Origin of the sequence: Mesorhizobium sp. WSM1293, from assembly GCF_000513875.1 — a bacterium.
Taxonomy (GTDB): Bacteria; Pseudomonadota; Alphaproteobacteria; order Rhizobiales; family Rhizobiaceae; genus Mesorhizobium; species Mesorhizobium ciceri.
Genome location: NZ_KI911320.1, coordinates 109,646 through 135,540, shown reverse-complemented (window position 1 = coordinate 135,540; position 25,895 = coordinate 109,646). Strand labels below are relative to the sequence as shown.

28 protein-coding genes are annotated in these 25,895 nt (G+C 62.7%); 16 read left to right on the top strand and 12 right to left on the bottom strand.

What is annotated here, in order from left to right; genetic code table 11:
* Positions 1–9 precede the first annotated feature (9 nt).
* Positions 10–1,005: a sterol desaturase family protein gene (locus M729_RS0133240; RefSeq protein ID WP_032809851.1), complete on the bottom strand. Its 996-nt coding sequence runs from the start codon at positions 1,003–1,005 to the stop codon at positions 10–12.
* A gap of 326 nt (positions 1,006–1,331) precedes the next feature.
* On the opposite strand from M729_RS0133240, the gene M729_RS0133235 reads away from it, so the two are divergent.
* Together M729_RS0133235 and M729_RS0133230 are read left to right on the top strand one after the other, a co-directional pair.
* On the top strand, positions 1,332–2,096 hold the full coding sequence (locus tag M729_RS0133235; RefSeq protein WP_013532785.1) for a TlyA family RNA methyltransferase: 765 nt from the start codon (positions 1,332–1,334) through the stop codon (positions 2,094–2,096).
* Positions 2,093–3,334: a class I SAM-dependent RNA methyltransferase gene (locus M729_RS0133230; protein WP_027164151.1), complete on the top strand. Its 1,242-nt coding sequence runs from the start codon at positions 2,093–2,095 to the stop codon at positions 3,332–3,334. Before M729_RS0133235 ends, M729_RS0133230 begins: the two co-directional genes overlap by 4 nt.
* A 17-nt stretch (positions 3,335–3,351) precedes the next feature.
* Here M729_RS0133230 and M729_RS01000000136385 read toward each other — a convergent pair whose 3' ends face one another.
* Positions 3,352–4,011 carry a transglutaminase-like cysteine peptidase gene (locus M729_RS01000000136385; protein WP_032809849.1) on the bottom strand — a complete coding sequence of 220 codons (660 nt, stop codon included), beginning with the start codon at positions 4,009–4,011 and terminating at the stop codon, positions 3,352–3,354.
* Between the two features lie 198 nt (positions 4,012–4,209).
* Positions 4,210–4,332, bottom strand: coding sequence for a hypothetical protein (locus M729_RS1000000139815; RefSeq protein WP_263499028.1), 123 nt, complete (start codon positions 4,330–4,332; stop codon positions 4,210–4,212).
* 74 nt (positions 4,333–4,406) lie between these two features.
* On the opposite strand from M729_RS1000000139815, the gene M729_RS01000000136380 reads away from it, so the two are divergent.
* The gene (locus tag M729_RS01000000136380) at positions 4,407–4,700 is read left to right on the top strand and encodes a hypothetical protein (protein WP_050596410.1); all 294 of its coding nucleotides are present in this window, start codon (positions 4,407–4,409) and stop codon (positions 4,698–4,700) included.
* A 25-nt stretch (positions 4,701–4,725) separates the two neighbouring features.
* Here M729_RS01000000136380 and tldD read toward each other — a convergent pair whose 3' ends face one another.
* Both tldD and M729_RS0133210 read right to left on the bottom strand, forming a co-directional pair.
* Positions 4,726–6,138 (bottom strand): metalloprotease TldD, encoded by a 1,413-nt coding sequence (gene tldD / locus M729_RS0133215; RefSeq protein ID WP_027164150.1) that lies wholly within the window; start codon positions 6,136–6,138, stop codon positions 4,726–4,728.
* A 157-nt stretch (positions 6,139–6,295) separates the two neighbouring features.
* Positions 6,296–6,850, bottom strand: a complete 555-nt coding sequence (locus M729_RS0133210) for an invasion associated locus B family protein (RefSeq protein WP_027164149.1) — start codon at positions 6,848–6,850, stop codon at positions 6,296–6,298.
* Between the two features lie 259 nt (positions 6,851–7,109).
* On the opposite strand from M729_RS0133210, the gene coxB reads away from it, so the two are divergent.
* The 12 genes from coxB (at position 7,110) to rnhA (ending at position 16,846) form a co-directional block, all read left to right on the top strand.
* Positions 7,110–8,126: a cytochrome c oxidase subunit II gene (gene coxB, locus M729_RS0133205; protein ID WP_032809847.1), complete on the top strand. Its 1,017-nt coding sequence runs from the start codon at positions 7,110–7,112 to the stop codon at positions 8,124–8,126.
* Positions 8,127–8,164: 38 nt separating this feature from the next.
* Positions 8,165–9,817, top strand: coding sequence for a cytochrome c oxidase subunit I (gene ctaD, locus M729_RS0133200; RefSeq protein ID WP_013532779.1), 1,653 nt, complete (start codon positions 8,165–8,167; stop codon positions 9,815–9,817).
* A gap of 75 nt (positions 9,818–9,892) precedes the next feature.
* Positions 9,893–10,837 (top strand): heme o synthase, encoded by a 945-nt coding sequence (locus M729_RS0133195; RefSeq protein ID WP_027164148.1) that lies wholly within the window; start codon positions 9,893–9,895, stop codon positions 10,835–10,837.
* 2 nt (positions 10,838–10,839) lie between these two features.
* Positions 10,840–10,998 (top strand): hypothetical protein, encoded by a 159-nt coding sequence (locus tag M729_RS0133190; RefSeq protein WP_013532777.1) that lies wholly within the window; start codon positions 10,840–10,842, stop codon positions 10,996–10,998.
* Positions 10,998–11,630 (top strand): cytochrome c oxidase assembly protein, encoded by a 633-nt coding sequence (locus tag M729_RS0133185; protein ID WP_027164147.1) that lies wholly within the window; start codon positions 10,998–11,000, stop codon positions 11,628–11,630. The genes M729_RS0133190 and M729_RS0133185 overlap by 1 nt, the downstream gene beginning before the upstream one ends.
* 1 nt (position 11,631) lies before the next feature.
* Positions 11,632–12,513: a cytochrome c oxidase subunit 3 gene (locus tag M729_RS0133180; RefSeq protein WP_024503615.1), complete on the top strand. Its 882-nt coding sequence runs from the start codon at positions 11,632–11,634 to the stop codon at positions 12,511–12,513.
* 91 nt (positions 12,514–12,604) lie between these two features.
* Positions 12,605–13,096: a L,D-transpeptidase family protein gene (locus M729_RS0133175; protein WP_027164146.1), complete on the top strand. Its 492-nt coding sequence runs from the start codon at positions 12,605–12,607 to the stop codon at positions 13,094–13,096.
* A gap of 21 nt (positions 13,097–13,117) precedes the next feature.
* Entirely contained in the window at positions 13,118–13,504 is a 387-nt protein-coding gene (locus M729_RS0133170) for a DUF983 domain-containing protein (protein ID WP_024503617.1), read from the top strand.
* Complete coding sequence (locus tag M729_RS0133165) at positions 13,501–14,256, top strand: SURF1 family protein (protein ID WP_027164145.1); 756 nt, start codon at positions 13,501–13,503, stop codon at positions 14,254–14,256. Before M729_RS0133170 ends, M729_RS0133165 begins: the two co-directional genes overlap by 4 nt.
* A gap of 88 nt (positions 14,257–14,344) precedes the next feature.
* Positions 14,345–15,355: a 4-hydroxy-3-methylbut-2-enyl diphosphate reductase gene (gene ispH / locus M729_RS0133160; RefSeq protein ID WP_013532771.1), complete on the top strand. Its 1,011-nt coding sequence runs from the start codon at positions 14,345–14,347 to the stop codon at positions 15,353–15,355.
* A 5-nt stretch (positions 15,356–15,360) separates the two neighbouring features.
* Positions 15,361–16,323 (top strand): homoserine kinase, encoded by a 963-nt coding sequence (locus M729_RS0133155; RefSeq protein ID WP_027164144.1) that lies wholly within the window; start codon positions 15,361–15,363, stop codon positions 16,321–16,323.
* Between the two features lie 4 nt (positions 16,324–16,327).
* Positions 16,328–16,846, top strand: a complete 519-nt coding sequence (rnhA, locus tag M729_RS0133150) for a ribonuclease HI (protein WP_027164143.1) — start codon at positions 16,328–16,330, stop codon at positions 16,844–16,846.
* A 133-nt stretch (positions 16,847–16,979) separates the two neighbouring features.
* Here rnhA and M729_RS0133140 read toward each other — a convergent pair whose 3' ends face one another.
* The 3 genes from M729_RS0133140 to M729_RS0133130 all read right to left on the bottom strand — a co-directional run bounded on the left by M729_RS0133140 (position 16,980) and on the right by M729_RS0133130 (position 18,903).
* The gene (locus tag M729_RS0133140; protein WP_013532768.1) at positions 16,980–17,456 is read right to left on the bottom strand and encodes a DUF2938 domain-containing protein; all 477 of its coding nucleotides are present in this window, start codon (positions 17,454–17,456) and stop codon (positions 16,980–16,982) included.
* A 72-nt stretch (positions 17,457–17,528) separates the two neighbouring features.
* Positions 17,529–18,011 carry a peroxiredoxin gene (locus M729_RS0133135; protein WP_027164142.1) on the bottom strand — a complete coding sequence of 161 codons (483 nt, stop codon included), beginning with the start codon at positions 18,009–18,011 and terminating at the stop codon, positions 17,529–17,531.
* A gap of 85 nt (positions 18,012–18,096) precedes the next feature.
* Positions 18,097–18,903 carry a protein-disulfide reductase DsbD domain-containing protein gene (locus tag M729_RS0133130; protein WP_027164141.1) on the bottom strand — a complete coding sequence of 269 codons (807 nt, stop codon included), beginning with the start codon at positions 18,901–18,903 and terminating at the stop codon, positions 18,097–18,099.
* Between the two features lie 170 nt (positions 18,904–19,073).
* Here M729_RS0133130 and M729_RS0133125 point away from each other — a divergent pair, with 170 nt between their 5' ends.
* Positions 19,074–19,682, top strand: coding sequence for a YqgE/AlgH family protein (locus M729_RS0133125; protein WP_013532765.1), 609 nt, complete (start codon positions 19,074–19,076; stop codon positions 19,680–19,682).
* Between the two features lie 5 nt (positions 19,683–19,687).
* Here the strand turns inward: M729_RS0133125 and M729_RS0133120 are convergent, their stop codons facing one another.
* From M729_RS0133120 to thrC, 4 genes are read right to left on the bottom strand one after another with little or no spacing between them, the layout of a single operon-like run.
* A complete protein-coding gene (locus M729_RS0133120) occupies positions 19,688–22,576 on the bottom strand; it encodes an EAL domain-containing protein (protein WP_013532764.1) in 2,889 nt (962 codons plus the stop codon).
* 2 nt (positions 22,577–22,578) lie between these two features.
* Positions 22,579–23,175 (bottom strand): GNAT family protein, encoded by a 597-nt coding sequence (locus M729_RS0133115; RefSeq protein ID WP_013532763.1) that lies wholly within the window; start codon positions 23,173–23,175, stop codon positions 22,579–22,581.
* A 15-nt stretch (positions 23,176–23,190) separates the two neighbouring features.
* A complete protein-coding gene (locus M729_RS0133110; protein WP_013532762.1) occupies positions 23,191–24,483 on the bottom strand; it encodes a pitrilysin family protein in 1,293 nt (430 codons plus the stop codon).
* A 14-nt stretch (positions 24,484–24,497) separates the two neighbouring features.
* Complete coding sequence (gene thrC / locus M729_RS0133105) at positions 24,498–25,895, bottom strand: threonine synthase (protein WP_027164140.1); 1,398 nt, start codon at positions 25,893–25,895, stop codon at positions 24,498–24,500.

The following is a 25,895-nucleotide window of genomic DNA, read 5'->3' as shown; positions in this document are numbered from 1 at the left end:
CCGGTCCGTTCATGGCTTGCCCCCCTGCGGCGATTGCTGTGGCTCGGGCTTGTCGGCGCGGAAATGTCTGGCGATCTGCCGCCACATCCGCTGCAGCGGCATGACATAGAGGCCTGCGAGCGACTGGTAGTCGCGCACGTTGCGTTCGATCAAACCGAACTTGAAGTCCTCGTCGGGTCTCGGAACGCACAGAGTTCCGAAGAGCCGATCCCAGAACGAGAAGAGCAGCCCGAAGTTCTTGTCGTAATGGCGCGGGTCGGTGCTGTGGTGCAACTGATGCCAGTGTGGGCACAGGATCAGATTGTTCAACGGCCCAAACGAGATCTTGAAATGCGTGTGCCTGACGAAATCCATCATCAGGATGTTGCGTATGATGTAGACGTTGACGCCGAAGACCGTCAGTTCAACCAGGTTCAGCGACACCAGCGACCAGATGCCGAAGCAGATGCCGGGAATGACGCCGTCCCAGGCCCGGTTCATCAATTCGTCGAGCGGGTGGACGCGATCCTTGGTGATGCCGACCATCACCTCGGCCGAATGGTGCACCTTGTGCAGTTCCCAGAGCACCGGGTAGCGGTGCTGGGCGACATGATAGAGATAGTACGAAATGTCGTAGGCAAGCAGCATGGTGAGGGTGAAGATCGTCACCGTCACAGGCCCCGCCGGCCCCTCGATCAGAGGCGGCTGGATTGCCAGCAGCGTGGAGAGCAACCAGTTCGTCGCATAGCCGACGGCGCTGACGAAGACGACGCCGGCGGGCAGCATGAGGAATGGCATCAGCGCCTTCCGCGTCACCCAGAACAAAAGGTCGGCTTTCGCCGAAGGATGCGTGATGACCTCATGCGGGACCGCGAACTCGAAGAACTCTTTCCAGCTCTTTTTCTCGACCGTGCGCCAATAGGCGACCAGGGCACTGGCCAAAGCAGTCAGCAACAGAAGTCCGGTCGCCAGCAGGCCGGCGCCGGAAATCCGGTCAAGAACCTTGTAGACGATGTCGCTAGCCATTTCCAAAGTTGCCGCCTCTTCATCCGGGTTTTCCGGTCGTCGCGGTCATAACATTGAAGTCCTCAAGCAAATGCGATGAAAATTGGTTAAGAAATCATGAGGCTTTCTAGGTTTTTGGTATTTATCCGCAGGCGGTGAGACCTCATGCTTCGGCGGTCATCCGTCTCAACGGGCGTAACGCATGGGTATTCATAAGGATGGTCGGCGGGACGGGACGCCTCACCATCGTCGCCGTGCAAGATGCTGAGCGTGATGATGGGAACGGGAGACGAAATGCTTCCAGCTGGCGCTCTTGCCATCGTCGTCGGCTTTCGCCATGAAGGCCGATGAATTCGCCTCTGCCAGCCAGCGCACGCCAGCGGCTCGACGACCTGCTCGTCCAGCGCGGGCTGTTTGCCAGCCGCTCGCGTGCCCGCGACGCGGTCGAGCGCGGCACTGTGACCGTCGACGGCGTCATTGCGCGCAAGCCCGGCCAGAGCGTTTTGCCGCAATGTCACGTTGCCATCGATGATCCGGCGCAAGGCTATGTGTCGCGCGCGGCACTCAAGCTGATCGGCGGGCTCGATCATTTCGGCCTCGATCCTGCCGGCCGTGAAGCGCTCGACATCGGCGCCTCGACCGGCGGCTTCACCCAGGTGTTGCTCGAGCGCGGCGTGGCCCATGTCACCGCCGTCGATGTCGGTCATGGCCAGATGCATCCTGATATCGGCGGCGACCCGCGTGTGACGGTGATCGAAGGGCTGAACGCCCGCGACCTCGCCGTCACCGATCTCGGCGGGCGTATTCCGGATTTCATCGTCTCCGACGTCAGCTTCATCTCGCTGAAACTGGCGCTGCCGCCGGCCCTTGGTCTGGCCAAGGCTGGCGCAAAGGCCATGTTTCTGGTCAAGCCGCAATTCGAGGCCGGCAGGGAAGCGATCGGCAAGGGTGGTCTGTTGAAGGATCCCTTCGACGCCGCCCGTGTCGCCGGCCTGCTGCAGGATTGGCTGGACTCCGTTCCCGGCTGGCGCTCGCTGGGGCTGCATCTGTCGCCGATCGATGGCGGCGACGGCAATCGCGAATTCCTGCTCGGTGGGATCAAGGATCGATGAGCGCGCGCTTCAGCATCAGGAAACTTGGCGCTCAGGGCGACGGCGTCGCCGAGACCGAGACAGGCGATCTGTTCATTCCCTTCACACTGCCCGGTGAAACGGTCACCGCCGCGCGCGAAAGGGATCGCGCCATGCTGATGGCGGTGCTGGAAGCATCGCCGCTGCGCATCGATCCCGCCTGCTGCCACTTCACCGAATGCGGCGGTTGCGCGCTCCAGCATTTCGAAGCCGAAGCCTATCGCCAGTGGAAGCGCGAAAAAGTGGCGCACATCCTGAAGGGCAAGGGCATTGATTGCGAGATCGGTGACCTGGTCGCCTGCGCACCGCAGACGCGCCGCCGTGTCGTGCTTGCCGCCCGGCGCACCGAGACAGGCATGCTGCTCGGCTTCCATCGCCATCTGTCGCCGGAGATCGTCGCCATATCGGAATGCCCGATCTCGCTGCCGGAGATCGTTGCCGCCCTCGATCGCTTGAGGGCGCTCGCCGAATTGGTCTGCGCAACCACCAAATCGTTCCGGCTGGCGGTCACCGTGACCGGTTCGGGGCTCGATGTCGCGGTTCACGAATCCGGCAAGCTCGGGGAGCACCAGCGCCGGATCGCGGCTAACTTCGTCATGGCGCAGGGCTTTGCCAGGCTGTCCATCGATGACGAAATCATTATCGAGCCGAAAAAGCCGGTGGTCATGTTCGGCAGCGTCGCTGTCGCCTTGCCCCCGGGCGCGTTCCTGCAGGCAACCGAGGCCGCCGAACAGGCGATGGCCGACATCGTCGGCGGACATCTGAAGCGTGCCAAGAAGGTGGCGGATCTTTTCGCCGGTTGCGGTAGCTTTGCTCTGCGCCTGGCCGCGAAGTCGGAAGTCCATGCGGTGGAAGGCGATGCGGCAGCGCTTTCAGCGCTCGACCGTGGATCGCGCTTCGCCACCGGCTTGAAGCGGGTGACGGGCGAACGCCGCGACCTGTTCCGCCGGCCGCTGACGTTCAAGGAGTTGAACGCGTTCGACGGTGTGGTGTTCGACCCGCCGCGCGCCGGCGCCGAGGACCAGTCGAAGCAGATCGCCCGCTCGGATGTTCCCTACGTTGCTGCGGTATCCTGCAATCCGGTGACGCTGGCTCGCGACCTGCGCATCCTCATCGACGGCGGCTACGCCTTGAAGAGCGTGACGCCGATCGACCAGTTCCTGTGGTCGCCGCATGTCGAAGCGGTGGCACTGCTGGAGAAGCCGAAGAAGCGGCGATAGCCTGGAGGCTTCGGCCCCTACGAACTTGGCGACAATCGTTTCGACGTGCCGCCGCGTTGGTTGATCGACACCCAGGTGTTTGGGTTCTGCTGCGACTGGCGTTTCACGAAGTAATAGCCCGTCGCGTTCCAGGGCCTGATCTCATTGACCAGATTGTCCAGGACAAGATCACCCTTGTCGGTTTTCACCGTCAGAATGGTGTGGCCTTCATTGTCCAGGTCGCGCACCACGGTCATCAGCAACGCCTGCCGGGGGAATCCCGCTGCCAGAAGAAGCTTGCGCTTGTAGAGCGCGTAGATCTTGCAGTCGCCCTTGCCGTCCACCGGATAGTCCCAGTGATCCGCCATCGTACCCCAGTGATCGAAATTGCTGACGGGTTTGATGGCGCTGTTCGCCATGTGATTTATCCGCTTGAGGATGCGTAGGTTCTGCGCGGTCAGCTTGACATTCGCCGCCGGCAGAGCGGGCACCTTGCACTCCTTTGGCCGGCGATGGCAGAAATCGACCCAACCGTAGGGGACGCTGGTGCTTCCACCAATTGCGGCAGATTGCGTCGATCGCGACTTGAACAATGTCGACTGTGCCGCCGCCGGACTGGCTTGCAACCATGTCGCGCCAATCAACGAAACGAAGCCAAGCAGGAAAGAGGAGGTCAGGACGCCGGGGAAATGCCGCATTGCCAACACCACCGCAACCAGAAGGCCGGCACTGCGTTCGTGCGGAAACGGCAGCCCAGGCAGTTAAACACCTAACAATTTCCTAATGCCGATTGTGTTCACTTCAAGGTGCAGCCGGGAATTCAAACTGGAAAACGCAAGCATCAGCGGGCGCATTCGGTCTGACTCGACCATCAGGGCGCCAGCGACGGACCTTTGTCATGCTTCCTGCAAGCTGTCATATCCCGCTGTCTTTGCAGCCTTGAGGAAATTACGATCAAAGGTTGCAAAGCCAGCGCAATGAGCTGATTTCCCCAGATGCAGAGCATCTGCGAAATCCATTCCCTTCTTCGCGAGGTCGAGTGCGGACGACACCACCGCGCTGTCCGCGACCTCTACTGTTGGGAGCCCGCCAAATGTCCGCAGCGCGATGTCAGGCGCCGCATAACGTAAGCGCCGGCGCGACTCTCATGATGGCGCTCTCGGGTGCGCTCGTCGCCTGGATTTTGCGAAAGATCGCTCGAACCGGGCTATTGCCATCCTATGCACTTGGCATCGCGGCCATGACGTTTGTCGCAGCTGCGCTGTATGTCTCCGGCCACGACGGGACCGTCGACTGCCTGAGTGCTTGGCTCAAATATGCGATCGGTGGCGTCATCGCCTTCCTGATTCTCTACACGATTTCGCGCCGGTCTATCGGCAAGGCATAACGGCCCGGCCATCGGGGCCGTTCGCTCAGACCCGCGTGCCGCCCACCGTCATCTGGTTCATGCGCAGATGCGGCTGGCCGACGCCGACCGGCACGCCCTGTCCGGCCTTGCCGCACATGCCGATGCCGGTGTCGAGCTTCATGTCGTTGCCGATCATCGAGACGCGATGCATGGCGTCCGGACCGTTGCCTATCAGCATCGCGCCCTTGATCGGCTGCGTCACCTTGCCGTTCTCGATCATGTAGGCCTCGGTGCAGCCGAACACGAATTTGCCCGAGGTGATGTCGACCTGGCCGCCACCGAAGGAGACGGCATAGATGCCGTTCTTGACCGAGGCGATGATTTCGTCCGGCTCCATGTCGCCCGCCGTCATATAGGTGTTGGTCATGCGCGGCATCGGCTGGTGTGCGTAGCCTTCGCGGCGGCCGTTGCCGGTTGCCTTCATGCCCATCAGCCGGGCGTTCTGGCGATCCTGCATGTAGCCGACCAGCTTGCCGTCCTCGATCAGCACATTGCGGGCTGAAGGCGTGCCTTCGTCATCGACTGTCAGCGAGCCGCGCCGCTCGGGCATCGTGCCGTCGTCGACGACGGTCACCCCCTTGGCGGCGACCTGCTGGCCGAGCAGTCCGGCGAAGGCCGAGGTCTTCTTGCGGTTGAAATCGCCTTCCAGCCCATGGCCGACGGCCTCGTGCAGCATGACGCCCGGCCAGCCGCTGGACAAGACGATGTCGAAAGTGCCGGCCGGCGCCGGTATCGCCTCGAGATTGACCAGGGCTTGCCTGAGCGCCTCCTTGGCGGCGTGCTTCCAACTGTCCTCGACCAGGAATTCGCCAAACGCCTTGCGGCCGCCCATGCCGTAGGAGCCGCTCTCCTGGCGGTCGCCATTGCCGACAACGACGGAGACGTTGACGCGGACCAGCGGGCGGATGTCGCGCACCACCTGGCCGTCGGCGCGCACGATCTCGACATGCTGCCAGGATGCGGCGAGCGATGCCGAAACCTGCCGCACGCGCGGGTCCTCGGCGCGCAGCCAGGCGTCGATTTCCTGCAGGAGCTTTGCCTTGGCCTCGAAGGAGGGCGAGGGGATCGGGTTCTCTTCGCCATAGAGATGGCGGTTGGTGCGGGCGGGTGCGGCGGCAAGCGTGCCGGAATAGCCGCCCTTGACGGTCGAAACGGCATCGGCCGCGCGCAGCAGCGAAGCTTCGGAGAGATCGCTGGAATGGGCATAGCCGCTGGCTTCGCCGGCAACCGCGCGCAGGCCAAACCCTTGGTCGGTGTTGAAGTTGGCGGTCTTCAGCCGGCCATTGTCGAACATCAGCGCTTCGCTCTCGCTGTATTCGAGGAACAGCTCGCCGTCATCGGCGCCGTTGATGGTTTCGGCGACGATCTGCTTGATGCGATCGTCTGAAATGTCGAATTGGCCGATCAGGCTGTTCATGGCGCGTCCGTTCACAGGAGGAATGGGTCTTTGCCACGATGTAGGCGCGAAGGTGCGCCGAGACAATCGCTCAGCCGCATTGTGAAGACAAAAGCGGTTTGCCAGCAGACCGTCGACGTCACTTCTGGTTGATGAAGCCGGTGATGTCGCCGGGCTTTCAGGGGAGGGCGGCGAAGCCGTCGGCAAAACCCTTGAGGTCGACCGGGATGCCGATGCCTTCTTCCGGGGTCTGGAAGACAATGAAGGTGGCCGACGTGCCGGTCTTCAGCGTGTCGAGAAGCGGCTTTTCGAGGATAACCTCGGCATAGCAGCCGTCCTGGAAACAGCGCACGAAATAGGCGCGACCGATGTCCTTGCCGTCGACATTGAGGCCAAGCCCGTTGGGCAAAAGCACGCCGAGCGGCGCCAGCACGCGCAGGATCTCCGCCTTGTTGTCGGCGGTGCGCAGCACGACGACCGACAGTCCCATCTCCGGACGGTCCTCGGCGACGACGTTCTGCATCATCACGCATTGTTCCGAGGTGGCACCGGCCGGCGTGTCGCAGATGACCGACCATGCGCCATGCGTCGAGCGAACGGTACCGCTCGGTTGCGCGGCGTTCGCCGTGCCGGACACGATCGCGGATAAGCCGATGCCAGACAGGGCGGCGAAAAAGATGACCTTCGCCCAGTTTCTCGAAAACCGAGAGTTTCTCGAAAGCCAGTAATTCATGACGGCTCCATTGCGAATCACGGCACTTTAAGCCGCGCCAAAGCCAAGTAAAGGACGAGACCGCACCAGGTCTGCCCCGAAAAAGCCAATACGGCGCTTTTCCCTGCCAATTTCGCCCGAATTGCGACGTTCGGCACGTGCGCGCCGCGGGAATGCCGCTGTGGGTTCAATGTAGGCGATTCGGGGCTGCCGCGGCTGCCTCCAAAGGCACATCCGGGCTTGCGCGCAAAAATGCCGCACGGTTTCGTCCGCTCCTTTCTTGCGGAGGGAAAAAGAGTATGGTTTGAACCAGCTTGAAACTGTCGGGATTCCCGTCCCGGCATTGTTCGTTATTCTCGTGGGTACCACAGCGAGGAACTGGGAGACGATGAGGGCGATGAGAAATTTCCTGGCAAACGCCAAGGTTCCAGCAAGTGCCAAGTTTCTAAGTGCTTGTGCCGCTATCACGTTTTTCGCCGGCGCATCCGCCCATGCCGACCAGCCCAAGAACTGGGAGACAACCTTCCAGGCGCCGGCGACCGACATGATGCGGCAGATCGAGTGGTTCGGGAACTACACGATGTGGTTCATCGTCCCGATCACCATCCTGGTGCTGATTCTTCTCGCCTATTGCATCATCAGATTCCGCGCGAGCGCCAACCCGGTTCCGTCCAAGACCAGCCACAACACGTGGATCGAGTTGATCTGGACGATCGGACCTGTCGTCATCCTGCTCCTCATCGCTATCCCCTCGTTCCAGTTGCTGACCGCGCAATACACACCGCCGGAAGAAGCAAAGCTGACCGTCAAGGCGACCGGCAACCAGTGGAACTGGGACTACGAGTACCAGACCGACAACACGCTCTCTTTCAACTCCGCGATCCTCCAGGACGCCGAACGCGCCGCTGCCGGCAAGGAGGACCGCAAGGTCTACCCGCGCCTGCTGGCCGTCGACAACGAGCTGGTCGTGCCGGTCAACACCATGACCCGCGTGCTCGTCACCGCGACCGACGTGATCCACTCCTTCGCCATGCCGTCGTTCGGCATCAAGATCGACGCCGTTCCGGGTCGCACCAACGAGACCTGGTTCAAGGCGGAGAAGGAAGGTATTTTTTACGGCCAGTGCTCGCAGCTCTGCGGCAAGGACCATGCCTTCATGCCGATCGCCATCCGCGTCGTCTCCGATGCGCAGTTCAAGACCTGGCTGGCGGCAGCCAAGACCGATCTGCCCGGCGCCAACAAGACGCTGATGGCCGAGGTCGACGGCCAGAACAAGGTAGCGGCCGCCGGCAACTGATGCCGCGGGTTAGCAAGATTTAGGGAACGGAGCGGAACATGGCAGACGCTGCAGCTCACGACGGGCACGACCACAAGCCTTATCACGGCTGGGTGCGCTGGGTTTATTCGACCAACCACAAGGACATCGGCACGCTCTACCTGATCTTCGCGATCATGGCCGGCATCATCGGCGGCGCCTTGTCGGTCGCCATCCGCATGGAACTGCAGGAGCCTGGCATCCAGATCTTCAGCGGTCTGGCGCAGATGGTCTACGGCATGAACGGTGACGCCGCGATCGACGGCGGCAAGAGCATGTACAATGCCTTCGCCACCGCGCACGCCCTGATCATGATCTTCTTCATGGTCATGCCGGCGCTGATCGGCGGTTTTGCCAACTGGATGGTCCCGATCATGATCGGCGCGCCCGACATGGCGTTCCCGCGCATGAACAACATCTCCTTCTGGCTGCTGCCGCCGGCCTTCATCCTGCTGCTCACCTCGATGTTCATGCCGAGCGCACCGGGTGCCTATGGCGTCGGTGGCGGCTGGACGCTTTATCCGCCGTTGTCGACTTCGGGCCAGCCCGGGCCGGCCATGGATCTGGCGATCCTGTCGATCCACATTGCCGGTGCCTCGTCGATCCTCGGCGCCATCAACTTCATCACCACGATCTTCAACATGCGCGCGCCTGGCATGACGCTGCACAAGATGCCGCTGTTTGCCTGGTCGGTGCTGATCACCGCCTTCCTGCTCCTGCTGTCATTGCCGGTTCTGGCCGGCGGCATCACCATGCTGCTCACCGACCGCAATTTCGGCACCACCTTCTTTGCGCCCGATGGCGGCGGCGACCCGATCCTGTTCCAGCACCTGTTCTGGTTCTTCGGTCACCCTGAAGTGTACATCCTGATCCTGCCGGGCTTCGGCATCATCAGCCACGTCATCTCGACCTTCTCGAGGAAGCCGGTGTTCGGTTACCTCGGCATGGCCTACGCCATGGTGGCGATCGGCGCCGTCGGCTTCATCGTCTGGGCGCACCACATGTACACGACCGGCCTGTCGCTCGATACGCAGCGCTATTTCGTCTTCGCCACCATGGTCATCGCGGTGCCGACAGGCGTGAAGATCTTCTCCTGGATCGCGACGATGTGGGGCGGGTCGATCTCGTTCAAGACGCCGATGCTGTGGGCGCTGGGCTTCATCTTCCTGTTCACCATCGGCGGCGTCACCGGCGTCCAGCTGGCCAATGCCGGCCTCGACCGCTCGCTGCATGACACCTATTTCGTCATCGCCCACTTCCACTACGTGCTGTCGCTGGGCGCGGTGTTCGCCATCTTCGCCGGCTGGTACTACTGGTTCCCGAAGATGACCGGCTACATGTATTCGCCCGTCATCGCCAACACCCACTTCTGGGTCACCTTCGTCGGCGTGAACCTGATCTTCTTCCCGCAGCACTTCCTCGGTCTCGCCGGCATGCCGCGCCGCACCATCGACTACCCCGATGCGTTTGCCGGCTGGAACTATGTGTCGTCCATCGGCTCCTACATCTCGGCCGTCGGCGTCCTGATCTTCCTCTATGGCGTGTTCGAGGCCTTCCAGAAGAAGCGGATCGCCGGCGCCAACCCATGGGGCGAGGGCGCAACGACGCTCGAATGGCAGCTGCCTTCGCCGCCGCCCTTCCACCAGTGGGAACAGCTGCCGAAGATCAAGTAAGGCGGCTGCCCGCTCGAATACGAAACCGCCGGTCCGCCGGCGGTTTTGGCCAACGGATGATGGACTTAAGTACGCATGGCCCTTGTCGACGACCCATTGATTGACGAAGCGGGCTTTCGCATGTCGGAAGCGACGGCGGGCGATTTCTTCGCGCTGCTGAAGCCGCGCGTCATGTCGCTGGTGGTGTTCACCGCCTTTGTCGGCCTGGTCGCCGCACCCGTGACCATCAACCCTCTGCTGGCGGTGATCGCCATCCTGGCTATTGCGATAGGTGCTGGCGCCTCCGGCGCACTCAACATGTGGTACGATGCCGACATCGATGCCGTGATGACCAGGACCGCCAGCCGCCCGGTCCCGGCCGGTCGCATCCAGCCGCACGAAGCGCTGACCTTCGGGCTGGTGCTGTCGGTGCTGTCGGTGATGACGCTCGGCGTGCTGGTCAACTGGCTGGCGGCGACGCTGCTGGCCTTTACCATCTTCTTCTACGCCGTCGTCTACACGATGTGGCTGAAGCGCTGGACGCCGCAGAACATCGTCATCGGCGGGGCCGCCGGTGCCATTCCGCCCGTGATCGGCTGGGCCGCGGTGACCGGGACGGTCAGCCTCGAAAGCGTTGTCTTGTTCCTGATCATCTTCCTTTGGACGCCGCCGCATTTCTGGGCGCTGGCGCTTTTCAAATCCGAGGACTACGCCAAGGCCGGCATTCCGATGATGCCCAACGTCGCCGGCCACGCTTCGACGCGCCGCCAGATCTTCGCCTATGCGCTGGTGCTTGCCCCGGTCGGCGTGCTGCCGTGGATGCTCGGCTACACCACGCCCTTCTATGGCGTGGCCGCCCTGTTGCTCGGGGTCGGTTTTGTCTGGTACGCGTGGAAAGTGCTTGGCATGGCCGACGATGACCGCGTCATGAAACCGGCCAAGGCCCTGTTCGCCTATTCGCTGCTTTATCTCTTCGCCATCTTCGCTGCCTATCTGGCCGACAGCGTTGTCGAACGCGCGCTTGCCATGGGTGGAGCATGACCATGATCGAGGAAAAGCTCGAGACCGTCACGTTGACCGAGCGTCAGAAGAAGGCGCAGCGCAGCCGTTCCATCGCCATCGGCGTGGCGCTGGCGCTGCTGGTGGTCATTTTCTACATCGCGACGATCGTGAAGTTCGGCCACAATCTGGGCACGATGTGATGAGCGTCGAGAAGTCCAGGAAAGCGGCGGGCAAGAACAGCAACGTCATCGTCGCGGCTGTCTGCCTCGCCTTCTTCACCGGCATGATCGGCATGGCCTATGCCGCGGTGCCGCTCTACAAGATGTTTTGCCAGGCGACCGGCTATGGCGGCACGACGCAACGTGCCGAGAAGCAGTATGCCGGCCGCGTGCTCGACCGCGAGATCACCGTCCGCTTCGATGCCAACGTCGCCGGCGTGCCATGGGAGTTTCAGCCGGTCCAGCGCTCGATGACGATGAAGATCGGCGAGACCGTGCAGGCGCACTACCAGGCGACCAACAAGTTCGATCGTTCCGTGACCGGCCGCGCCACCTTCAACGTGCAGCCTGAACTGGCGGGCCCCTATTTCAACAAGGTCGAGTGCTTCTGCTTCACCGACACGACGCTGAAGCCCGGCGAGACGCTGGACATGCCGGTCCTGTTCTACGTGGACCCCGACATCGTCAATGTGCCGGAGCTCAAGGACGTGAAGACGATCACGCTGTCCTACACGATGTTCCCGGTCGAGAAGACCAAGCCGGTCGCCTCCTCGGCGCCGACCGATGGCAACAGCAAGACAATTTCGAATACCGAAGCAAATCTCGGGGGTTGATATGGCAGACGCGCACGCAAAACCACAGCATGACTATCATCTCGTCGACCCGAGCCCATGGCCTTTCCTAGGCTCGGTAGGGGCGCTGGTCATGGCCTTTGGCGGTGTCGCCCTGATGGAATATCTGAAGGGCGGGTCGTTCCCGATCTTCGGCTTCAACATCGCCAATCCGTGGCTGTTCTTCATCGGCCTCGTGATCGTCCTCTACACCATGTTCGCCTGGTGGTCGGACACGATCAAGGAGGCGCATGAGGGTCATCATACGCGGGTCGTGTCGCTGCACCTGCGCTATGGCATGATCATGTTCATCGCTTCGGAGGTGATGTTCTTCGTTGCCTGGTTCTGGGCCTATTTCGATGCCAGCCTTTTTGCCGGTGAGGCACAGAACTACGCGCGCGCCACATTTACTGGTGGCGTCTGGCCGCCGAAGGGCATGGAGGTTCTCGATCCCTTCCATTTGCCGCTCTACAACACCGTCATCCTGCTGCTGTCGGGCACCACGGTGACCTGGGCGCACCATTCGCTTCTTCACGGCGACCGCAAGGGGCTGATCAACGGCCTGGTGCTGACCGTTGGCCTCGGCATGCTGTTCACCATGGTGCAGGCCTACGAGTACATGCACGCTCCGTTCGCTTTCAAGGATTCCATCTATGGCGCCACCTTCTTCATGGCGACGGGCTTCCACGGGTTCCACGTCATCATCGGCACCATCTTCCTGTTGGTCTGCCTGATCCGGGCGATGAAGGGTGATTTCACCCCCAAGCAGCATTTCGGCTTCGAGGCGGCCGCCTGGTACTGGCACTTCGTCGACGTGGTCTGGCTGTTCCTGTTCGCCTCGATCTACGTCTGGGGATCGGTCGGCGCGGTGATCGAGGGCCACTGATCCAGGCCTGAGGGATTTTCATTTCTGGAGGCGGCCGCGGCAACGTGGCCGCCTTCTTCTTTTTGGCGCAATGATCGCTGATCGATAGCCAATGCGACTGACAATCTTCCGGGCTATTTGCGCATTGATGATCGGGGCACTCCCGGCCTTTGCCGGCGAGAAGGTGGACCTGGTGCGTGTTCACAAGGCCGAACGCCGGCTGGAACTGATCGGCGACGGCAAGGTCCTGCGAAACTACGGCATCGCGCTCGGCGGCGATCCCGTCGGGCACAAGCACCAGGAGGGCGATCAGCGCACGCCCAAGGGGAACTATGTCCTCGACTGGCGCAACCCGAACAGCATCGCGCACAAATCGATCCATATCTCGTACCCCAATGCCGATGATGAGGCCGCCGCCAAGGCGCGCAATGTCGGCGCGGGCGGCATGATCATGATCCACGGCCAGCCGAATGGTTATGGCTGGTGGGGCTGGCTGCTTCAATTGGTCGGCTGGACCGACGGCTGCATTGCGGTTACGGACTCCGACATGGACGAAATCTGGGCGCTGGTGGCCGATGGCACACCGATCGAAATCGAGCGGTAAGCAATGAGCGACGACGCTCCTATGAGTGAAGACAGAGCGATCTGGCCGCCGATCGATCCGATCTCGGCCGGCCTGCATGGCCGCTGCCCGCGCTGCGGCGAGGGGCGGTTGTTCTCCGGCTTCCTCACTGTCGGCAAGCGCTGCGTCAATTGCGGCCTTGATTATTCCTACGCCGATGCCGGCGACGGGCCGGCGGTGTTCGTCATCCTGATCATAGGCTTCCTTATCGTCGGCCTGGCGCTCTGGGTTGAAGTCACGCTTAGCCCGCCGCTCTGGCTGCATCTGCTGGTCTGGATTCCGCTGGCTGTCGTGCTGTGCCTGGCGGCGCTGCGGCTGATCAAAGGCGTGCTGCTGACGCTGCAATACCGCAACAAGGCGGCCGAAGGCCGGTTGGATCGCGGCGAATGAGCGAGGCAACCGTTAAAGCCGATGGGCGATCGCGGCCTAGGACGGCACTGCTGCTCGGCCTTGGCCTTGTGCTGATACTGATCCTGCTGGTGCTCGGCACCTGGCAGGTGCAGCGCCTTTATTGGAAGGAAGGCCTTCTGCAGACCATCGACCAGCGCACTCATTCGGCTCCCTTGCCGTTGGTTGCGGTCGAGAAAGAATTCGCAGCCACCGGGGACGTCGATTATACGCCCGTCACCGTCACCGGGACGTTCCTGCATCAAGGCGAACGGCATTTTTACGCGACCTGGGAAGGCGATGCCGGCTTCAATGTCTACACGCCGCTGGCGCTCGACGACGGCCGCTTCGTCCTGATCAATCGCGGCTTCGTGCCTTACGATCTGAAGGACGCCGCCAAGCGCGCCAAGGGACAGGTGACCGGCAGAGTGACGGTCACGGGGCTCGCTCGCAACCCCCTGCCAGCAAAGCCGTCGATGATGCTGCCCGACAACGATGTGGCGAAGAACATCTTCTACTGGAAGGACCGCGACGTCATGGCGGCGAGCGCGGGCCTGCCGGCTGGGTTCACGCTGGTGCCGATCTTCATCGACGCAGACAAGACGCCAAATCCAGGCGGATTGCCGGTTGGCGGCGTCACCATCATCGACCTGCCGAACAGCCATCTGCAATATGCCGTCACCTGGTACGGGCTTGCCGCAGCGCTCGCCGCCGTGCTCATCCTGCGGCTTCGTCGCCCCGCGAAAAAGGAATGAACGCGAGCGACGCCCCCTTTCTACCGATGCCCTTGACAGGGCAGGGGTGCGCACCTCATTTCGGCTTTGATCAACCGGCCCGGATTTAATGCTTCAGACAACCACCAAACCACCTCTGACGATCCGGCTCTGCCAGCCGCGCGGTTTTTGCGCCGGTGTCGACCGTGCCATCCAGATCGTCGTGCTGGCGCTGAAGAAATATGGCGCGCCGGTCTACGTCCGCCATGAAATCGTGCATAACCGCTACGTCGTCGAGGGGCTGCAAAGCCTTGGCGCCGTCTTCATCGAGGAACTCTCCGAGATCCCGGCCGAACATCGGCAGTCGCCCGTCGTGTTCTCGGCGCATGGCGTGCCGAAATCGGTGCCGGCGGATGCGAAGGCGCGCAATCTCTTCTATCTCGATGCCACTTGCCCGCTGGTGTCGAAGGTCCACAAGCAGGCGATGCGCCATCAGCGGCTCGGCCGTCATGTGCTGTTGATTGGTCACGCCGGACATCCCGAGGTGATCGGCACCATGGGCCAGCTCCCGGACGGAGCGGTGACCCTGATCGAAACCGAAGCCGATGCCGCAAAGCTCTCGCCCGTCGATCCGCAGGCGCTAGGCTTCGTTACCCAGACCACATTGTCGGTCGAGGACACCGCCGGCATCATCCGCGCCTTGCAGGATCGCTTTCCGGCGCTGCAGGCGCCAGCGGCGGAATCGATCTGCTATGCCACCACCAACCGCCAGGAAGCCGTCAAGGACACCGCGCCGGGCGCCGATCTCTATCTGATCGTCGGCGCGCCGAATTCATCCAATTCGCGACGACTTGTCGAAGTGGCGGAGCGTGCAGGCGCCACCATGTCGCTTCTCGTGCAGCGCGCCGCCGAGATTCCGTGGAATGACATCGGCAACATTTCGACGCTCGGCCTGTCGGCCGGCGCGTCGGCGCCCGAAATCATCGTCGACGAGATCATCGACGCGTTCCGGCAGCGCTTCGATGTCACGATCGATCTGGCCATCACGGCCACGGAAACGGAGGATTTTCCGGTCATGCGGGTACTGCGCGATGTCGAACTGACGCGGGCCGACATGGCCTTCGTCAATGGAGCCGCGTAAGGCACATGGCGGTCTACACTGACGTCGCGGAAGGCGAACTCGGCGCATTCCTGAAGCGCTATCCGGTCGGCGATCTCCTGTCCTACAAGGGCATCGCCGAAGGCACCGAGAACTCGAACTTCCTGCTGCACACCTCGAGCGGCTCCTACATCCTGACGCTCTATGAGAAACGCGTCGAGAAGGCGGATCTGCCGTTTTTCCTCGGGCTGATGGGCCATCTCGCCTACAAGGGCGTGTCCTGCCCGCTGCCGGTGACCGCCCATGACGGCAGCGTCATCGGCACGCTCGCCGGCCGGCCGGCGGTCATCATCACCTTCCTGGAAGGGCTTTCGTTGCGGCGGCCCACAGCCACGCATTGTGCCGAGGTCGGCAAGGCGTTGGCGCAATTGCATCTGGCCGGCGCCGATTTTTCGATGACGCGTCCGAATGCCCTGGCCATCGACGGCTGGCGCAAGCTCTGGGACGCAGCGCGCGACCGCGCCGACGAGGTCGAGCCGGGCCTGGCGGCCGAGGTTGATGCCGACTTTGCCGATTTTGAGCGCAACTGGCCCAAAGACCTGCCGCAAGGCATCATTCATGCCGATCTTTTCCCGGACAACGTTTTCTTCCTCGGCGAAAAGCTCTCCGGCCTGATCGACTTCTATTTCGCCTGCGACGACCTCTATGCCTACGATGTCGCCACCTGCCTCAACGCCTGGTGCTTCGAGAAGGATTTTTCCTTCAACCTGACCAAGGGCAAGGCGCTGCTCGCCGGCTACCAGAGCGTCCGGCCCCTGAGCGACCAGGAAAAGGCTGCGCTGCCGATGCTGGCGCGCGGTTCGGCGTTGCGCTTCATGCTGACCCGGCTATACGACTGGCTGACCGTCCCCGATGGCGGGCTGGTGATGAAACGCGATCCGACCGAATACATCAGAAGGATGCGGTTCCACCGGGCGATCAAATCTCCTTCGGAATATGGATTGGCCTGATATCATGAGCAAACAGGTTGAGATCTTCACCGACGGCGCTTGTTCGGGCAATCCCGGCCCTGGCGGCTGGGGCGCGATCCTGCGCTTCAACGGCACCACCAAGGAGCTTTCCGGCGGTGAGGCCGAGACGACCAACAACCGGATGGAACTGTTGGCTGCTATCTCGGCGCTGAACGCGCTGAAGGAACCGTGCACGGTCGAGCTTCACACCGACAGCAAATACGTCATGGACGGCATTTCCAAGTGGATCCACGGCTGGAAGAAGAACGGCTGGAAGACCGCCGACAAGAAGCCTGTCAAGAACGGTGAACTCTGGCAGGCGCTCGACGAGGCCAACAAGCGCCACAAGGTCACCTGGAACTGGGTCAAGGGCCATGACGGCCATGTCGAGAACGAGCGCGCCGACGAACTCGCGCGCGAAGGCATGGCGCCGTTCAAGAAAGGCCCGTTCAAGCCTGCAGCAGCGCCAAAGCCTGCTGCGCCGGCAATCGCGAAGGTGCGGCGCTCGACCCAGAGCTATTGAATTTCAGGAGCGGCGCGGCTCGGGTACAAAGAAGCGGATCAGCCAGTGGGCGGCGGCAACTACTACGATATCGGCGCGCATTCCGTTGTCTACGGCTGGCAGCCGATCGACAGGCCGACACAGCCGTAAGCGCTTATCGTATCAGCAGCGCCGTGCCCCAAAGCCCAAGTGCGAACACCGTGTGCGACACCAGGTTCAGCGCCCGGATCCGCATCGGGTTGGGCCGCTTCGAGGCGGCCCAGCCGGCGCCCATGCCGGGTGCCAGCAGGAACCAGCCGGCGCCGACGGTGACAATGCCGAGGATGAAGGCCGGCAGAAATGTCGGCGCGGCAAGCCAGCCCGCTCCGGCCAGCACCACCAGGATGATGCCGTAGATGATGCCGACAAAATAGTGAAAGGCCCAACCCAGCGCCTTTTCATGCGCGTATGGTGCTGTATCGCCGATATCGTCGTGAAAGACCTTGTCACGGAGATGCCAGACCCAGCGGCCGACCGGCCCCCAGTTCGGCCGTGGCTGGCCGAACGCCTTGTGCAGGAAGATGGCCCAGAGATCCATCAGCACGGTGGCGCCGACGCCGATCGCGATAGCGCGCCAGAAGATGTCAAACATCGCTAGGATCCCCCCAAAGCAACCCATGAACCACAAGCGCCATCGCCGTTGCGGCCGAAGGCGCACTGAAGTTCAGAGCTGTCCCAGAATATGGGCCGCGCCGGACTCGTCGACACCGGGCTTGGTCTCGACATTGAGCGCGGTGACCTTGCCGTCGTCGACGATCATCGAAAATCGCTTCGAACGCAGCCCCATGCCGCTGGCGGAAAGGTCATTGTCGAGGCCCACTGCCTTGGCGAAATCGCCACTGCCGTCGGCCAGGAACAGGATCTTGCCCTCGCCGCCGGTGAAGCGCGCCCAGGCGCCCATGACATGGACGTCATTGACCGAAACGACGGCGATGGTGTCGACGCCGCGCGCCAGGATGGCGTCATGGTTCTCGAGATAGCCGGGCAAGTGGTTGTTGCTGCAGGTCGGCGTGAAGGCGCCGGGAACTCCAAACAGAACGACCTTTTTGCCCGGGAAGATCTCGGCCCCGGTGATCGGCTTGGCGCCGTCGTCGGTCATCGTCTTGAAGGTCACGTCAGGCAGCTTGTCGCCAACGGAAATGGTCATGGATTCCTCGCTTGGGAAAATGGGGAAGGACGTGTCTTTGCGTAGCGAACCCAACGGCTTCCTGCAACCGTTGCGATGGGCTGGATCAAGGGAAAGGCAGAACCCCTTCGACAGCGCCCGCCGCACTCGTCAGCGTATAGTGAAGCCCGCCATCGGTCGGCGTCGTCGAGGGGCGGTCGAGGATCGGCACGGTGAAAATCAGCTTGCCGTCCTTTTCGCTGCGGGCCGGGGTGCCGAACATGTAGTCCCGCTCGCCGGCAACGAAGAAGTCCGCCGCCGCCGGATCGCCGGGAAAGCTCGCCTCGACAATCAGCGTCTCATGGTCGCCCGGCAGCACATTGATGCCGAAATCGGACCTCGCGGGCGCTGGCAGTGCCGTAAAACTCGCCTTCACCAGCGCCGCGTCCTCGGCATTGTCCGGATCGGAGGCGGGGTCGACGGTCAGCCGCGTCTGCACCGGAATGCAGATCGTTTCGCAGATGCCGAGAAAGATGTCGGCATCGATTACCGCCGGCTGGTTCGGCGTCGCCAGCGTGAATGTCACCGGCAGAGAGACCGGATAGTTGTAGCCCGCCCATTTGCCATAGCCGTCGTCATGGCGCTGCGGCGCCGGAAACGACAGAGCGGCGTCGGCGATGTTGGTGCTGGCCGAAATGTCGAGTTGCGGCGGCACGCCCGCGTCTCCCGGATCGCGCCAATATGTCTTCCAGCCGGGCTTGAGCGCTATGTCGAGAACGCCCTGTATGCGGCCGGCATCGTCGGCTTTGCCTGACGTAACCAGCCGGACCTTGCCGCCTTCGCTGTTGTACCACGCCGACGAAGAGGCGGCGGCGGGAAGAGCGGTGGCCGATCCGATGGCGGCGCCGAGCAGCAGGATTTTCAAGCTTCGCATGGCGGTGATTTGATCGTCCGTTCGTGGCCGCGCAATGATTTCATGGCCTTGCCGGCATCATATTTGCGTGACTTCGAGGGAGAAGAATGTTCGAGCCGCCGCCACAGGCTTTGGTCGAATCCAGCACGGCGCATCTTTTCGACGCTTTGGAAACGCGTTACGCTCCCTTCATGGACTTGTTGCGCCACAAGAAGACGGTCGCCAGCCGCGGCTTTCTCGACGATCAGTTCCTGATTGCCATGCCCGGCATGAAGGACGACCGTTTCACGCGCTCGGTCATCTATGTCTGCGCCCATTCCGATGAAGGCGCCATGGGCCTGATCATCAACCAGACGCAGCAGATGCTGTTTCCGGACTTGCTCGTGCAACTGGGCATCATGAACGAGCAGGAGGCAATCCGCTTGCCGGCTCAGGCCCGCGATTTCGTCGTGCGCAATGGCGGCCCCGTGGATCGCAGCCGGGGCTTCGTCCTGCATTCGGGCGACTATCGGGTGGAATCGTCGCTGACCGTTTCCGACGACATCTGCCTGACGGCGACCGTCGACATATTGCGCGCCATATCGTCCGGCCGCGGGCCTCGTCATGCGCTGATGGCGCTCGGCTATTCCGGCTGGGGCGCCGGCCAATTGGAGACCGAGATCGCAGAAAATGGCTGGCTGACCTGTCCGGCCAGTGCCGAGCTTCTGTTCGACACCGATATCGAGCGCAAATACGACCGGATCCTCGCCTCGATCGGTATCGACCTTGCGCATCTCAGCCTCGCTGCCGGACACGCCTGATCCGTTTACGCTTGCGTCAGCGGATACTGCTCTTTCAGCGTCTTGAGCACCTGGTCGCCCGGCATCGGCGCGCCGAACATGAAGCTCTGGACATATTCGCAGCCCATCTGGCGCAGTTCCAGCGCGTCGCTCTCGTCCGAAATGCCCTCGGCGACGACGGACAGGCCGAGTTCATGCGCCATGTTGACCATCGATTTCAGCAGCACCGCGCGCTTGGGCGTGTTGTCGTCGACGAAGCTCTTATCGATCTTGATGGTGTCGAAGGGGAAACGCGTCAGATAGGCCAATGAGGAATAGCCGGTGCCGAAATCGTCCAGCGACAGGCCGATGCCGAGCTGCTTCAGCTTGGTCAGCACATGGGCGGTCTGCTCGGGATTGTCCATGACAAGCGATTCGGTGAGTTCGAGCCGGAAGCAGCGTGGCTTCAGGTTGGCCCGAGCGATGACCGAGCGGACGTCGCTGACCAGGTCGCGGCGGATCAACTGGCGGCTGGACAGATTGACCGAGACCGACAGCGGCGCGTCGCCGATCTGCTTTTGCCAGCTGGCGAGGTCTTCCGCCGCTTGCTGCATGGCAAACAGGCCGAGCTGCACGATCAGGCCGCAGCTTTCGGCGACCGGGATGAAATCCGCCGGCGGGATCATGCCGCGGCGCGGGTGGTCCCAGCGCAGCAGCGCCTCGAAGCCGGCGACGCTGCCGTCCTCGAGCCGCACGATCGGCTGGTAGGCAAGCGTGAATTCGCGTCGCTCGATGGCGCGGCGCAGGTCGGATTCGAACTGCAGCCTGTCGGTGCCGACAGTGCGGAAAGCCGGACGGAACGGCTCGATCCTGTCGCCGCCGAAGCGCTTGGCCTGATGCATGGCAAGCTCGGCATCCTTGACCATGTCCTCGGCCGACATCTGTGGCGAATTCCAGGTGATCAATCCGATCGAGGCGGTCAGCACGATCTCGCGCTTGGCAAAGGTGATCGGATTGTTGATGGCATGCTTGATGGCATCCGCCACGGCGGCGATGCGGGCCGGGTCCTGTTCGGACAACAGCATCAGCGCGAACTGGTCGCCGGCAAAGCGCGACAGCGAGTCCTTCGGCTTGAGCAGCCGGTGCAGGCGACGCGCGATGGTCAAGAGGATGGTGTCGCCGGCCGAGATGCCGAGCCCGTCATTGACCTGCTTGAAACGGTCGATGTCGATGACGAAGACGGTCGGGCGCACCTTCTCTTCGGTGCGCGCGATCGAGATGATCGCTTCCAGCCGGTTCATCAAAAGTTCGCGGTTCGGCAGGCCGGTCAGGTTGTCGTGCACGGCATCGTGCAGCAGCCTTTCCTCGGACTTTTTCTGCTCCGTCACGTCGACCATGGTGCCGACGCAGCGGATGACCTCTCCATCGGATCCGATGACCGGGCGCGCGCGCAGCGAGAACCAGTGATAGTGGCCGTCAGCGCCGCGCAGTCGGAAGTTCTGCGACACGCGGCCGCGCCGGTGCTCGAGCACGACGTCGAGCGTCGTGCGGAACGTGTCGCGGTCGTCGGCATGCAGCACCGGCAGCCAGTTACGCGCCGCACCGCCGAGGCTGTTCGGCGCCAGCCCGAGTTGGATGCTGACATCGGGCTTGGTGACGACGCGGTCGCGCAGCACGTCCCAGTCCCACACCGTGTCGCCCGATCCGGCGACGGCAAGCGCCTGCCGCTCCAGATCGGAGAACAGGCCCTGATGCAGCGCGCCGCCGGCAAAGGCATGCTGCATGACAGTGAAGCCGATCAGCAGGATGATCAGGATCAGCCCGCCGCCCAGGGCCGGCTGGGCGATATCGTTGTCGAGCATGCCGGTGATCGCCATCCACGATCCGCATAGCCACAACAGCACCATGACCCAACTGGGCACCAGCATGATCGCACGATCATAACCACGAATCCCGAGGAAGATGATCAGGCCAAGCCCCGTCAGTGCGGTGGCGGCGAAGGACAGCCTGGCGATGCCGGCGGCGACCGCGGGATCGACGATCGCGACGCCGGCGATCAGCACCAGCCCGAGGATCCAGACCAGTGCGCCATAACTGAAATGGCCGTGCCATCGGTTGAGGTTGAGATAGGCGAACAGGAACACCACGAAGGTTCCCGCCAGCGCCACCTCCGTTCCCGCCCGCCACATCTGCTCATTGCCGGGCGAGATCTCGATGACCTTGTTGAGGAAGCCGAAATCGACGCAGATATAGGCCAGTACCGCCCAGGCAAGCGCGGCGGTCGCGGGGAACATCGAGGTCCCCTTGACCACGAAAAGGATGGTCAGGAACAGCGCCAGCAGGCCCGCAATGCCGATGACGATGCCGCGAAACAGCGTGTAGGAATTGACCGAGTCCTTGTAGGATTCGGGATCCCAGAGGTAGACCTGCGGCAGCTTCGGCGAGGCCAGTTCGGCGATGAAGGTGATCACCGTGCCGGGGTTCAGCGTCACCCGGAAAACGTCGGCGTCGGGACTGGTCTGGCGGTCGAGCGCGAAGCCTTCGCTGGGCGTGATGGCAGCGATGCGGGTCGAGCCCAGATCCGGCCAGAAGATGCCGGAATTCACCAGGCGGAAATGCGGTGCGACGATCAGCCGGTCGAGCTGCTGGTCGGTGGTGTTGGCGAGCGCGAAGACAGCCCAGTCGCCGGTCGAACGGGCATCATTGGCCTCGACCTCGATGCGCCGCACGATGCCGTCCGGACCCGGCGCGGTCGACACCTGGAAATTCTCGCCCTGGTTGCGGTAGATCTCGACGGCGCCGGAAAGGTCGAGCGCGACGTCGTCGCGGGCGATCTTGATCGGCTCGACGGCGAAGGCCGACGATGCCGCCCACAGCGTCAGGAGTGTCGCGAGGACAATGGCGAACAGCGGCCCGTTGCGCAGGAATTTCGTCAAAATCAGTCCTTCGTTCCAACGCCCGGCGGATCGTCCGCGATCCGGGCGTAGAGGTAGTGGTCCTGCCAGATGCCGTTGATCCTGAGATAGGATCGCAGCAGTCCTTCGCGCCGAAATCCGGCTTTTTCAAGCACCCGGATCGACCTGATATTGTCGGGAATACAGGCCGCTTCGATCCGGTGCAACCTTAGCGTATCGAAGGCGAAGCGGGTCACCACCTTGACCGCGTCGGTCATCAGGCCGCGGCCGCCGAAGCGCTCGCCGATCCAGTAGCCGACATGGCCGCTCTGCGAGACACCATGGCGTATGTTGCCGAGCGTGATGCCGCCGGCAAGCTTGCCGCTGCTCCTCTCGAAAATGAAGAAGGCGATAGCGGTTCCCTGAGCATAATCCTCGCGGTAGCGGCTGATGCGCAGCCGCCATGCGTTGCGGTCGAGTTCATCGGGAGTCCAGCGTGGCTCCCATGGTTCGAGGAAAGCGCGGCTTTCCCCGCGCACCGCCGCCCACTCGCGATAGTCGTTGGTGAACGGCACGCGCAGCGTGACACGGTCGCCTTTCAGTGCCGGCAGGTCACGGCGAAAGAAAGGGAGCGCGAACATGGCGCTTTGAGGGGCTTAGACGGCGAGCTTGCGGGCCGCGGTCTGCGTGCCCGCGAGCGATTCGAGAATCGCCTCGTAGGGCGCCAGTGTGCCCACAGGCCCGACAGCGGTAAGCGTCGGCTTGGTCGAGAACAAACGCGACGATAGATCGGTCAGCCGCTCGATCGTCAGCGCCGACAGCCGTTCCATCAGTTCCTCCTTGGCGATCGGCCGGCCGAACAGAAGCAGTTGCCGTGCGATCTGCGAAGCGCGGCTGGCCGGGCTTTCGGCTGACATGATCAGTCCGGCGCGATATTGGGCGCGCGCCCGGTCGAGTTCTTCCTGCAGGATCTTCTCACCGGCCTTCTGCAGTTCGTCGATGATGACAGGCACCAGTTCGGCGATGTCGCTCTGGCCGGTCGCTGCATGGACGCCGAAGACGCCGGTGTCGGAAAAGCCCCAATGGAAGGCATAGACCGAGTAACACAGGCCGCGCTTCTCGCGGACCTCCTGGAACAGGCGCGACGACATGCCGCCGCCGAGGATCATCGACAGCACCTGCGAGGCGTAGAAGTCGCGCACATGATAGGCGCGGCCTTCGAACCCCAGCACGATCTGCGCGTCCATCAGGTCGCGGTCCTCGCGAAAATCGCCGCCGACATATTGCGCATATTGCGGGATGGTGCTGTCGGCCTTGCTGCGGAAGCCGCCGAGCTGCTTTTCGACCTCGCGCACGAAATTGTCATGCTTGATGTCGCCGGCGGCGACAATCACCATGCGCTCGGCGCCATATTGCCGCTCTATGAAGTCGTGAAGTTGTTTCGAGGTGAAGGACTTGACCGTTTCGGGCGTGCCGAGAATGGAGCGCCCAATCGTCTGATGGCGATAGGCGGTTTCCGTGAAACGGTCGAAGACGATGTCGTCGGGCGTGTCGTGCGCGGCGCCGATCTCCTGCAGGATCACATGCTGTTCGCGTTCGAGTTCCTGCGGGTCGAATTCGGACTCCTGCAGGATGTCGGCAAGAATGTCGACGGCCAGCGGCACGTCGTCGGAGAGCACCCTGGCATAGTAGGAGGTGGTCTCGACGCTGGTGGCGGCGTTGATTTCGCCGCCGACGTCCTCGATCTCCGAGGCGATTTCGAAGGCGCTCCGCCTTTTCGTGCCCTTGAACGCCATGTGCTCGAGCAGATGGGCCATGCCATGCTCGTCGTCACGTTCATTGCGGGCACCCGACTTGACCCAGGCACCAAGGGCAACCGATTCGATGCTTTGAAGGGTTTCGGTGGCGACTGTCAGGCCGTTCGACAGACGGCTTACCTCAACACCCATATGGCTACTACTCCCTAACGCGCCGCCCGCGCGCGGCGGCCGACGTAATCTTCCACCATTTTCAGGTCGGATGGAAGTACCGTGTATTTTTCCTCCGATGTCATCAACCCACCTAGCCACGCGGGCAGTGCGGGCGACACGCCGCTGGCGGCTTCGACGGCGGCCGGGAATTTTGCCGGGTGCGCTGTACCCAGCACCACCATCGGCACGGCGCCTGACGCCTTGCCTGCGGCGACATGCACGGCTGCCGCAGTGTGCGGATCGAGCAGATAGTTGCTGGTCGCGAGCGTCGAGCGGATGGTGGCGGCGACCTCGTCCATATCAGCGCGGCCGGCGTCGAATTCGGACCGCATCCCGGCAATTTGGTGGGGTTCGATGGTGAAAGCACCGGACTGCTTCAGGCCGTCCATGTAGCGCCGCACGGTCGCGGCGTCACGGCCGGAGGCCTCGAACAGCAAGCGTTCGAAATTCGACGACACCTGGATATCCATCGACGGCGACGTGGTCGCAAAGACGCCCTTGGTGCGGTATTCGCCGGTCGAAAAAGTGCGCGCCAGGATGTCGTTGTCATTGGTGGCAATGACCAGCCGATCGATCGGCAAGCCCATCTTCTTGGCGGCATAGCCGGCAAAGATATCGCCGAAATTGCCGGTCGGCACGGTGAAGGAAACCGGCCTGTCCGGCGCGCCGAGCGACAGCGCCGAGGAGAAATAATAGACGATCTGGGCCATGATGCGGGCCCAATTGATCGAATTGACGCCCGAAAGCGCCACCCGGTCGCGAAAGCCGTGATCGTTGAACATGTCCTTGAGCAGGCCCTGGCAATCGTCGAAATTGCCTTCGATCGCCAGCGCATGGACGTTTGCAGCCGTCGACGTCGTCATTTGCCGCTGCTGCACCGGCGAGACGCGGCCATGCGGGAAAAGGATGAAGATGTCGGTCCGGCTGCGACCGGCAAAGGCATCGATGGCCGCCCCGCCGGTATCGCCCGAGGTGGCGCCGACGATGGTGGCGTGCTGGTCGCGTTCGGCAAGCACATGGTCCATCAGCCGGGCCAGAAGCTGCATCGCCACGTCCTTGAAGGCGAGCGTCGGCCCGTGGAAGAGTTCCAGGACGAAGGTGTTGGGGCCGGTCTGCACCAGCGGGCAGACGGCCTCGTGGCGGAAGGTGGCATAGGCTTCGCGGACCAGCCGCTCGAAGACGGGCGCCGGGATTTCGCCGCCAAGGAACGGCGACAGCACGCGGATGGCAAGGTCGGGATAGGCAAGGCCGCGCATGGCGCGGATCTCGGCGGCGGAAAACTGTGGCCACTCGCGCGGCACGTAGAGCCCGCCGTCGCGCGCCAGCCCAGCCAGCACGGCGTCGGAAAATCCAAGAACGGGGGCTTCCCCGCGGGTACTCACATAGTGCAT

What these genes read in the sequence shown, in the direction of transcription:
- M729_RS0133240 (WP_032809851.1), bottom strand. Translation starts at nt 1,005, where the DNA reads ATGGCTAGCGACATCGTCTACAAGGTTCTTGACCGGATTTCCGGCGCC.
- M729_RS0133235 (WP_013532785.1), top strand. Translation starts at nt 1,332, where the DNA reads ATGAATTCGCCTCTGCCAGCCAGCGCACGCCAGCGGCTCGACGACCTG.
- M729_RS0133230 (WP_027164151.1), top strand. Translation starts at nt 2,093, where the DNA reads ATGAGCGCGCGCTTCAGCATCAGGAAACTTGGCGCTCAGGGCGACGGC.
- M729_RS01000000136385 (WP_032809849.1), bottom strand. Translation starts at nt 4,011, where the DNA reads ATGCGGCATTTCCCCGGCGTCCTGACCTCCTCTTTCCTGCTTGGCTTC.
- M729_RS1000000139815 (WP_263499028.1), bottom strand. Translation starts at nt 4,332, where the DNA reads ATGGATTTCGCAGATGCTCTGCATCTGGGGAAATCAGCTCATTGCGCT.
- M729_RS01000000136380 (WP_050596410.1), top strand. Translation starts at nt 4,407, where the DNA reads ATGTCCGCAGCGCGATGTCAGGCGCCGCATAACGTAAGCGCCGGCGCG.
- tldD (WP_027164150.1), bottom strand. Translation starts at nt 6,138, where the DNA reads ATGAACAGCCTGATCGGCCAATTCGACATTTCAGACGATCGCATCAAG.
- M729_RS0133210 (WP_027164149.1), bottom strand. Translation starts at nt 6,850, where the DNA reads ATGAATTACTGGCTTTCGAGAAACTCTCGGTTTTCGAGAAACTGGGCG.
- ctaD (WP_013532779.1), top strand. Translation starts at nt 8,165, where the DNA reads ATGGCAGACGCTGCAGCTCACGACGGGCACGACCACAAGCCTTATCAC.
- M729_RS0133195 (WP_027164148.1), top strand. Translation starts at nt 9,893, where the DNA reads ATGGCCCTTGTCGACGACCCATTGATTGACGAAGCGGGCTTTCGCATG.
- M729_RS0133190 (WP_013532777.1), top strand. Translation starts at nt 10,840, where the DNA reads ATGATCGAGGAAAAGCTCGAGACCGTCACGTTGACCGAGCGTCAGAAG.
- M729_RS0133185 (WP_027164147.1), top strand. Translation starts at nt 10,998, where the DNA reads ATGAGCGTCGAGAAGTCCAGGAAAGCGGCGGGCAAGAACAGCAACGTC.
- M729_RS0133180 (WP_024503615.1), top strand. Translation starts at nt 11,632, where the DNA reads ATGGCAGACGCGCACGCAAAACCACAGCATGACTATCATCTCGTCGAC.
- M729_RS0133175 (WP_027164146.1), top strand. Translation starts at nt 12,605, where the DNA reads ATGCGACTGACAATCTTCCGGGCTATTTGCGCATTGATGATCGGGGCA.
- M729_RS0133170 (WP_024503617.1), top strand. Translation starts at nt 13,118, where the DNA reads ATGAGTGAAGACAGAGCGATCTGGCCGCCGATCGATCCGATCTCGGCC.
- M729_RS0133165 (WP_027164145.1), top strand. Translation starts at nt 13,501, where the DNA reads ATGAGCGAGGCAACCGTTAAAGCCGATGGGCGATCGCGGCCTAGGACG.
- ispH (WP_013532771.1), top strand. Translation starts at nt 14,345, where the DNA reads ATGCTTCAGACAACCACCAAACCACCTCTGACGATCCGGCTCTGCCAG.
- M729_RS0133155 (WP_027164144.1), top strand. Translation starts at nt 15,361, where the DNA reads ATGGCGGTCTACACTGACGTCGCGGAAGGCGAACTCGGCGCATTCCTG.
- rnhA (WP_027164143.1), top strand. Translation starts at nt 16,328, where the DNA reads ATGAGCAAACAGGTTGAGATCTTCACCGACGGCGCTTGTTCGGGCAAT.
- M729_RS0133140 (WP_013532768.1), bottom strand. Translation starts at nt 17,456, where the DNA reads ATGTTTGACATCTTCTGGCGCGCTATCGCGATCGGCGTCGGCGCCACC.
- M729_RS0133135 (WP_027164142.1), bottom strand. Translation starts at nt 18,011, where the DNA reads ATGACCATTTCCGTTGGCGACAAGCTGCCTGACGTGACCTTCAAGACG.
- M729_RS0133130 (WP_027164141.1), bottom strand. Translation starts at nt 18,903, where the DNA reads ATGCGAAGCTTGAAAATCCTGCTGCTCGGCGCCGCCATCGGATCGGCC.
- M729_RS0133125 (WP_013532765.1), top strand. Translation starts at nt 19,074, where the DNA reads ATGGACTTGTTGCGCCACAAGAAGACGGTCGCCAGCCGCGGCTTTCTC.
- M729_RS0133115 (WP_013532763.1), bottom strand. Translation starts at nt 23,175, where the DNA reads ATGTTCGCGCTCCCTTTCTTTCGCCGTGACCTGCCGGCACTGAAAGGC.
- M729_RS0133110 (WP_013532762.1), bottom strand. Translation starts at nt 24,483, where the DNA reads ATGGGTGTTGAGGTAAGCCGTCTGTCGAACGGCCTGACAGTCGCCACC.
- thrC (WP_027164140.1), bottom strand. Translation starts at nt 25,895, where the DNA reads ATGCACTATGTGAGTACCCGCGGGGAAGCCCCCGTTCTTGGATTTTCC.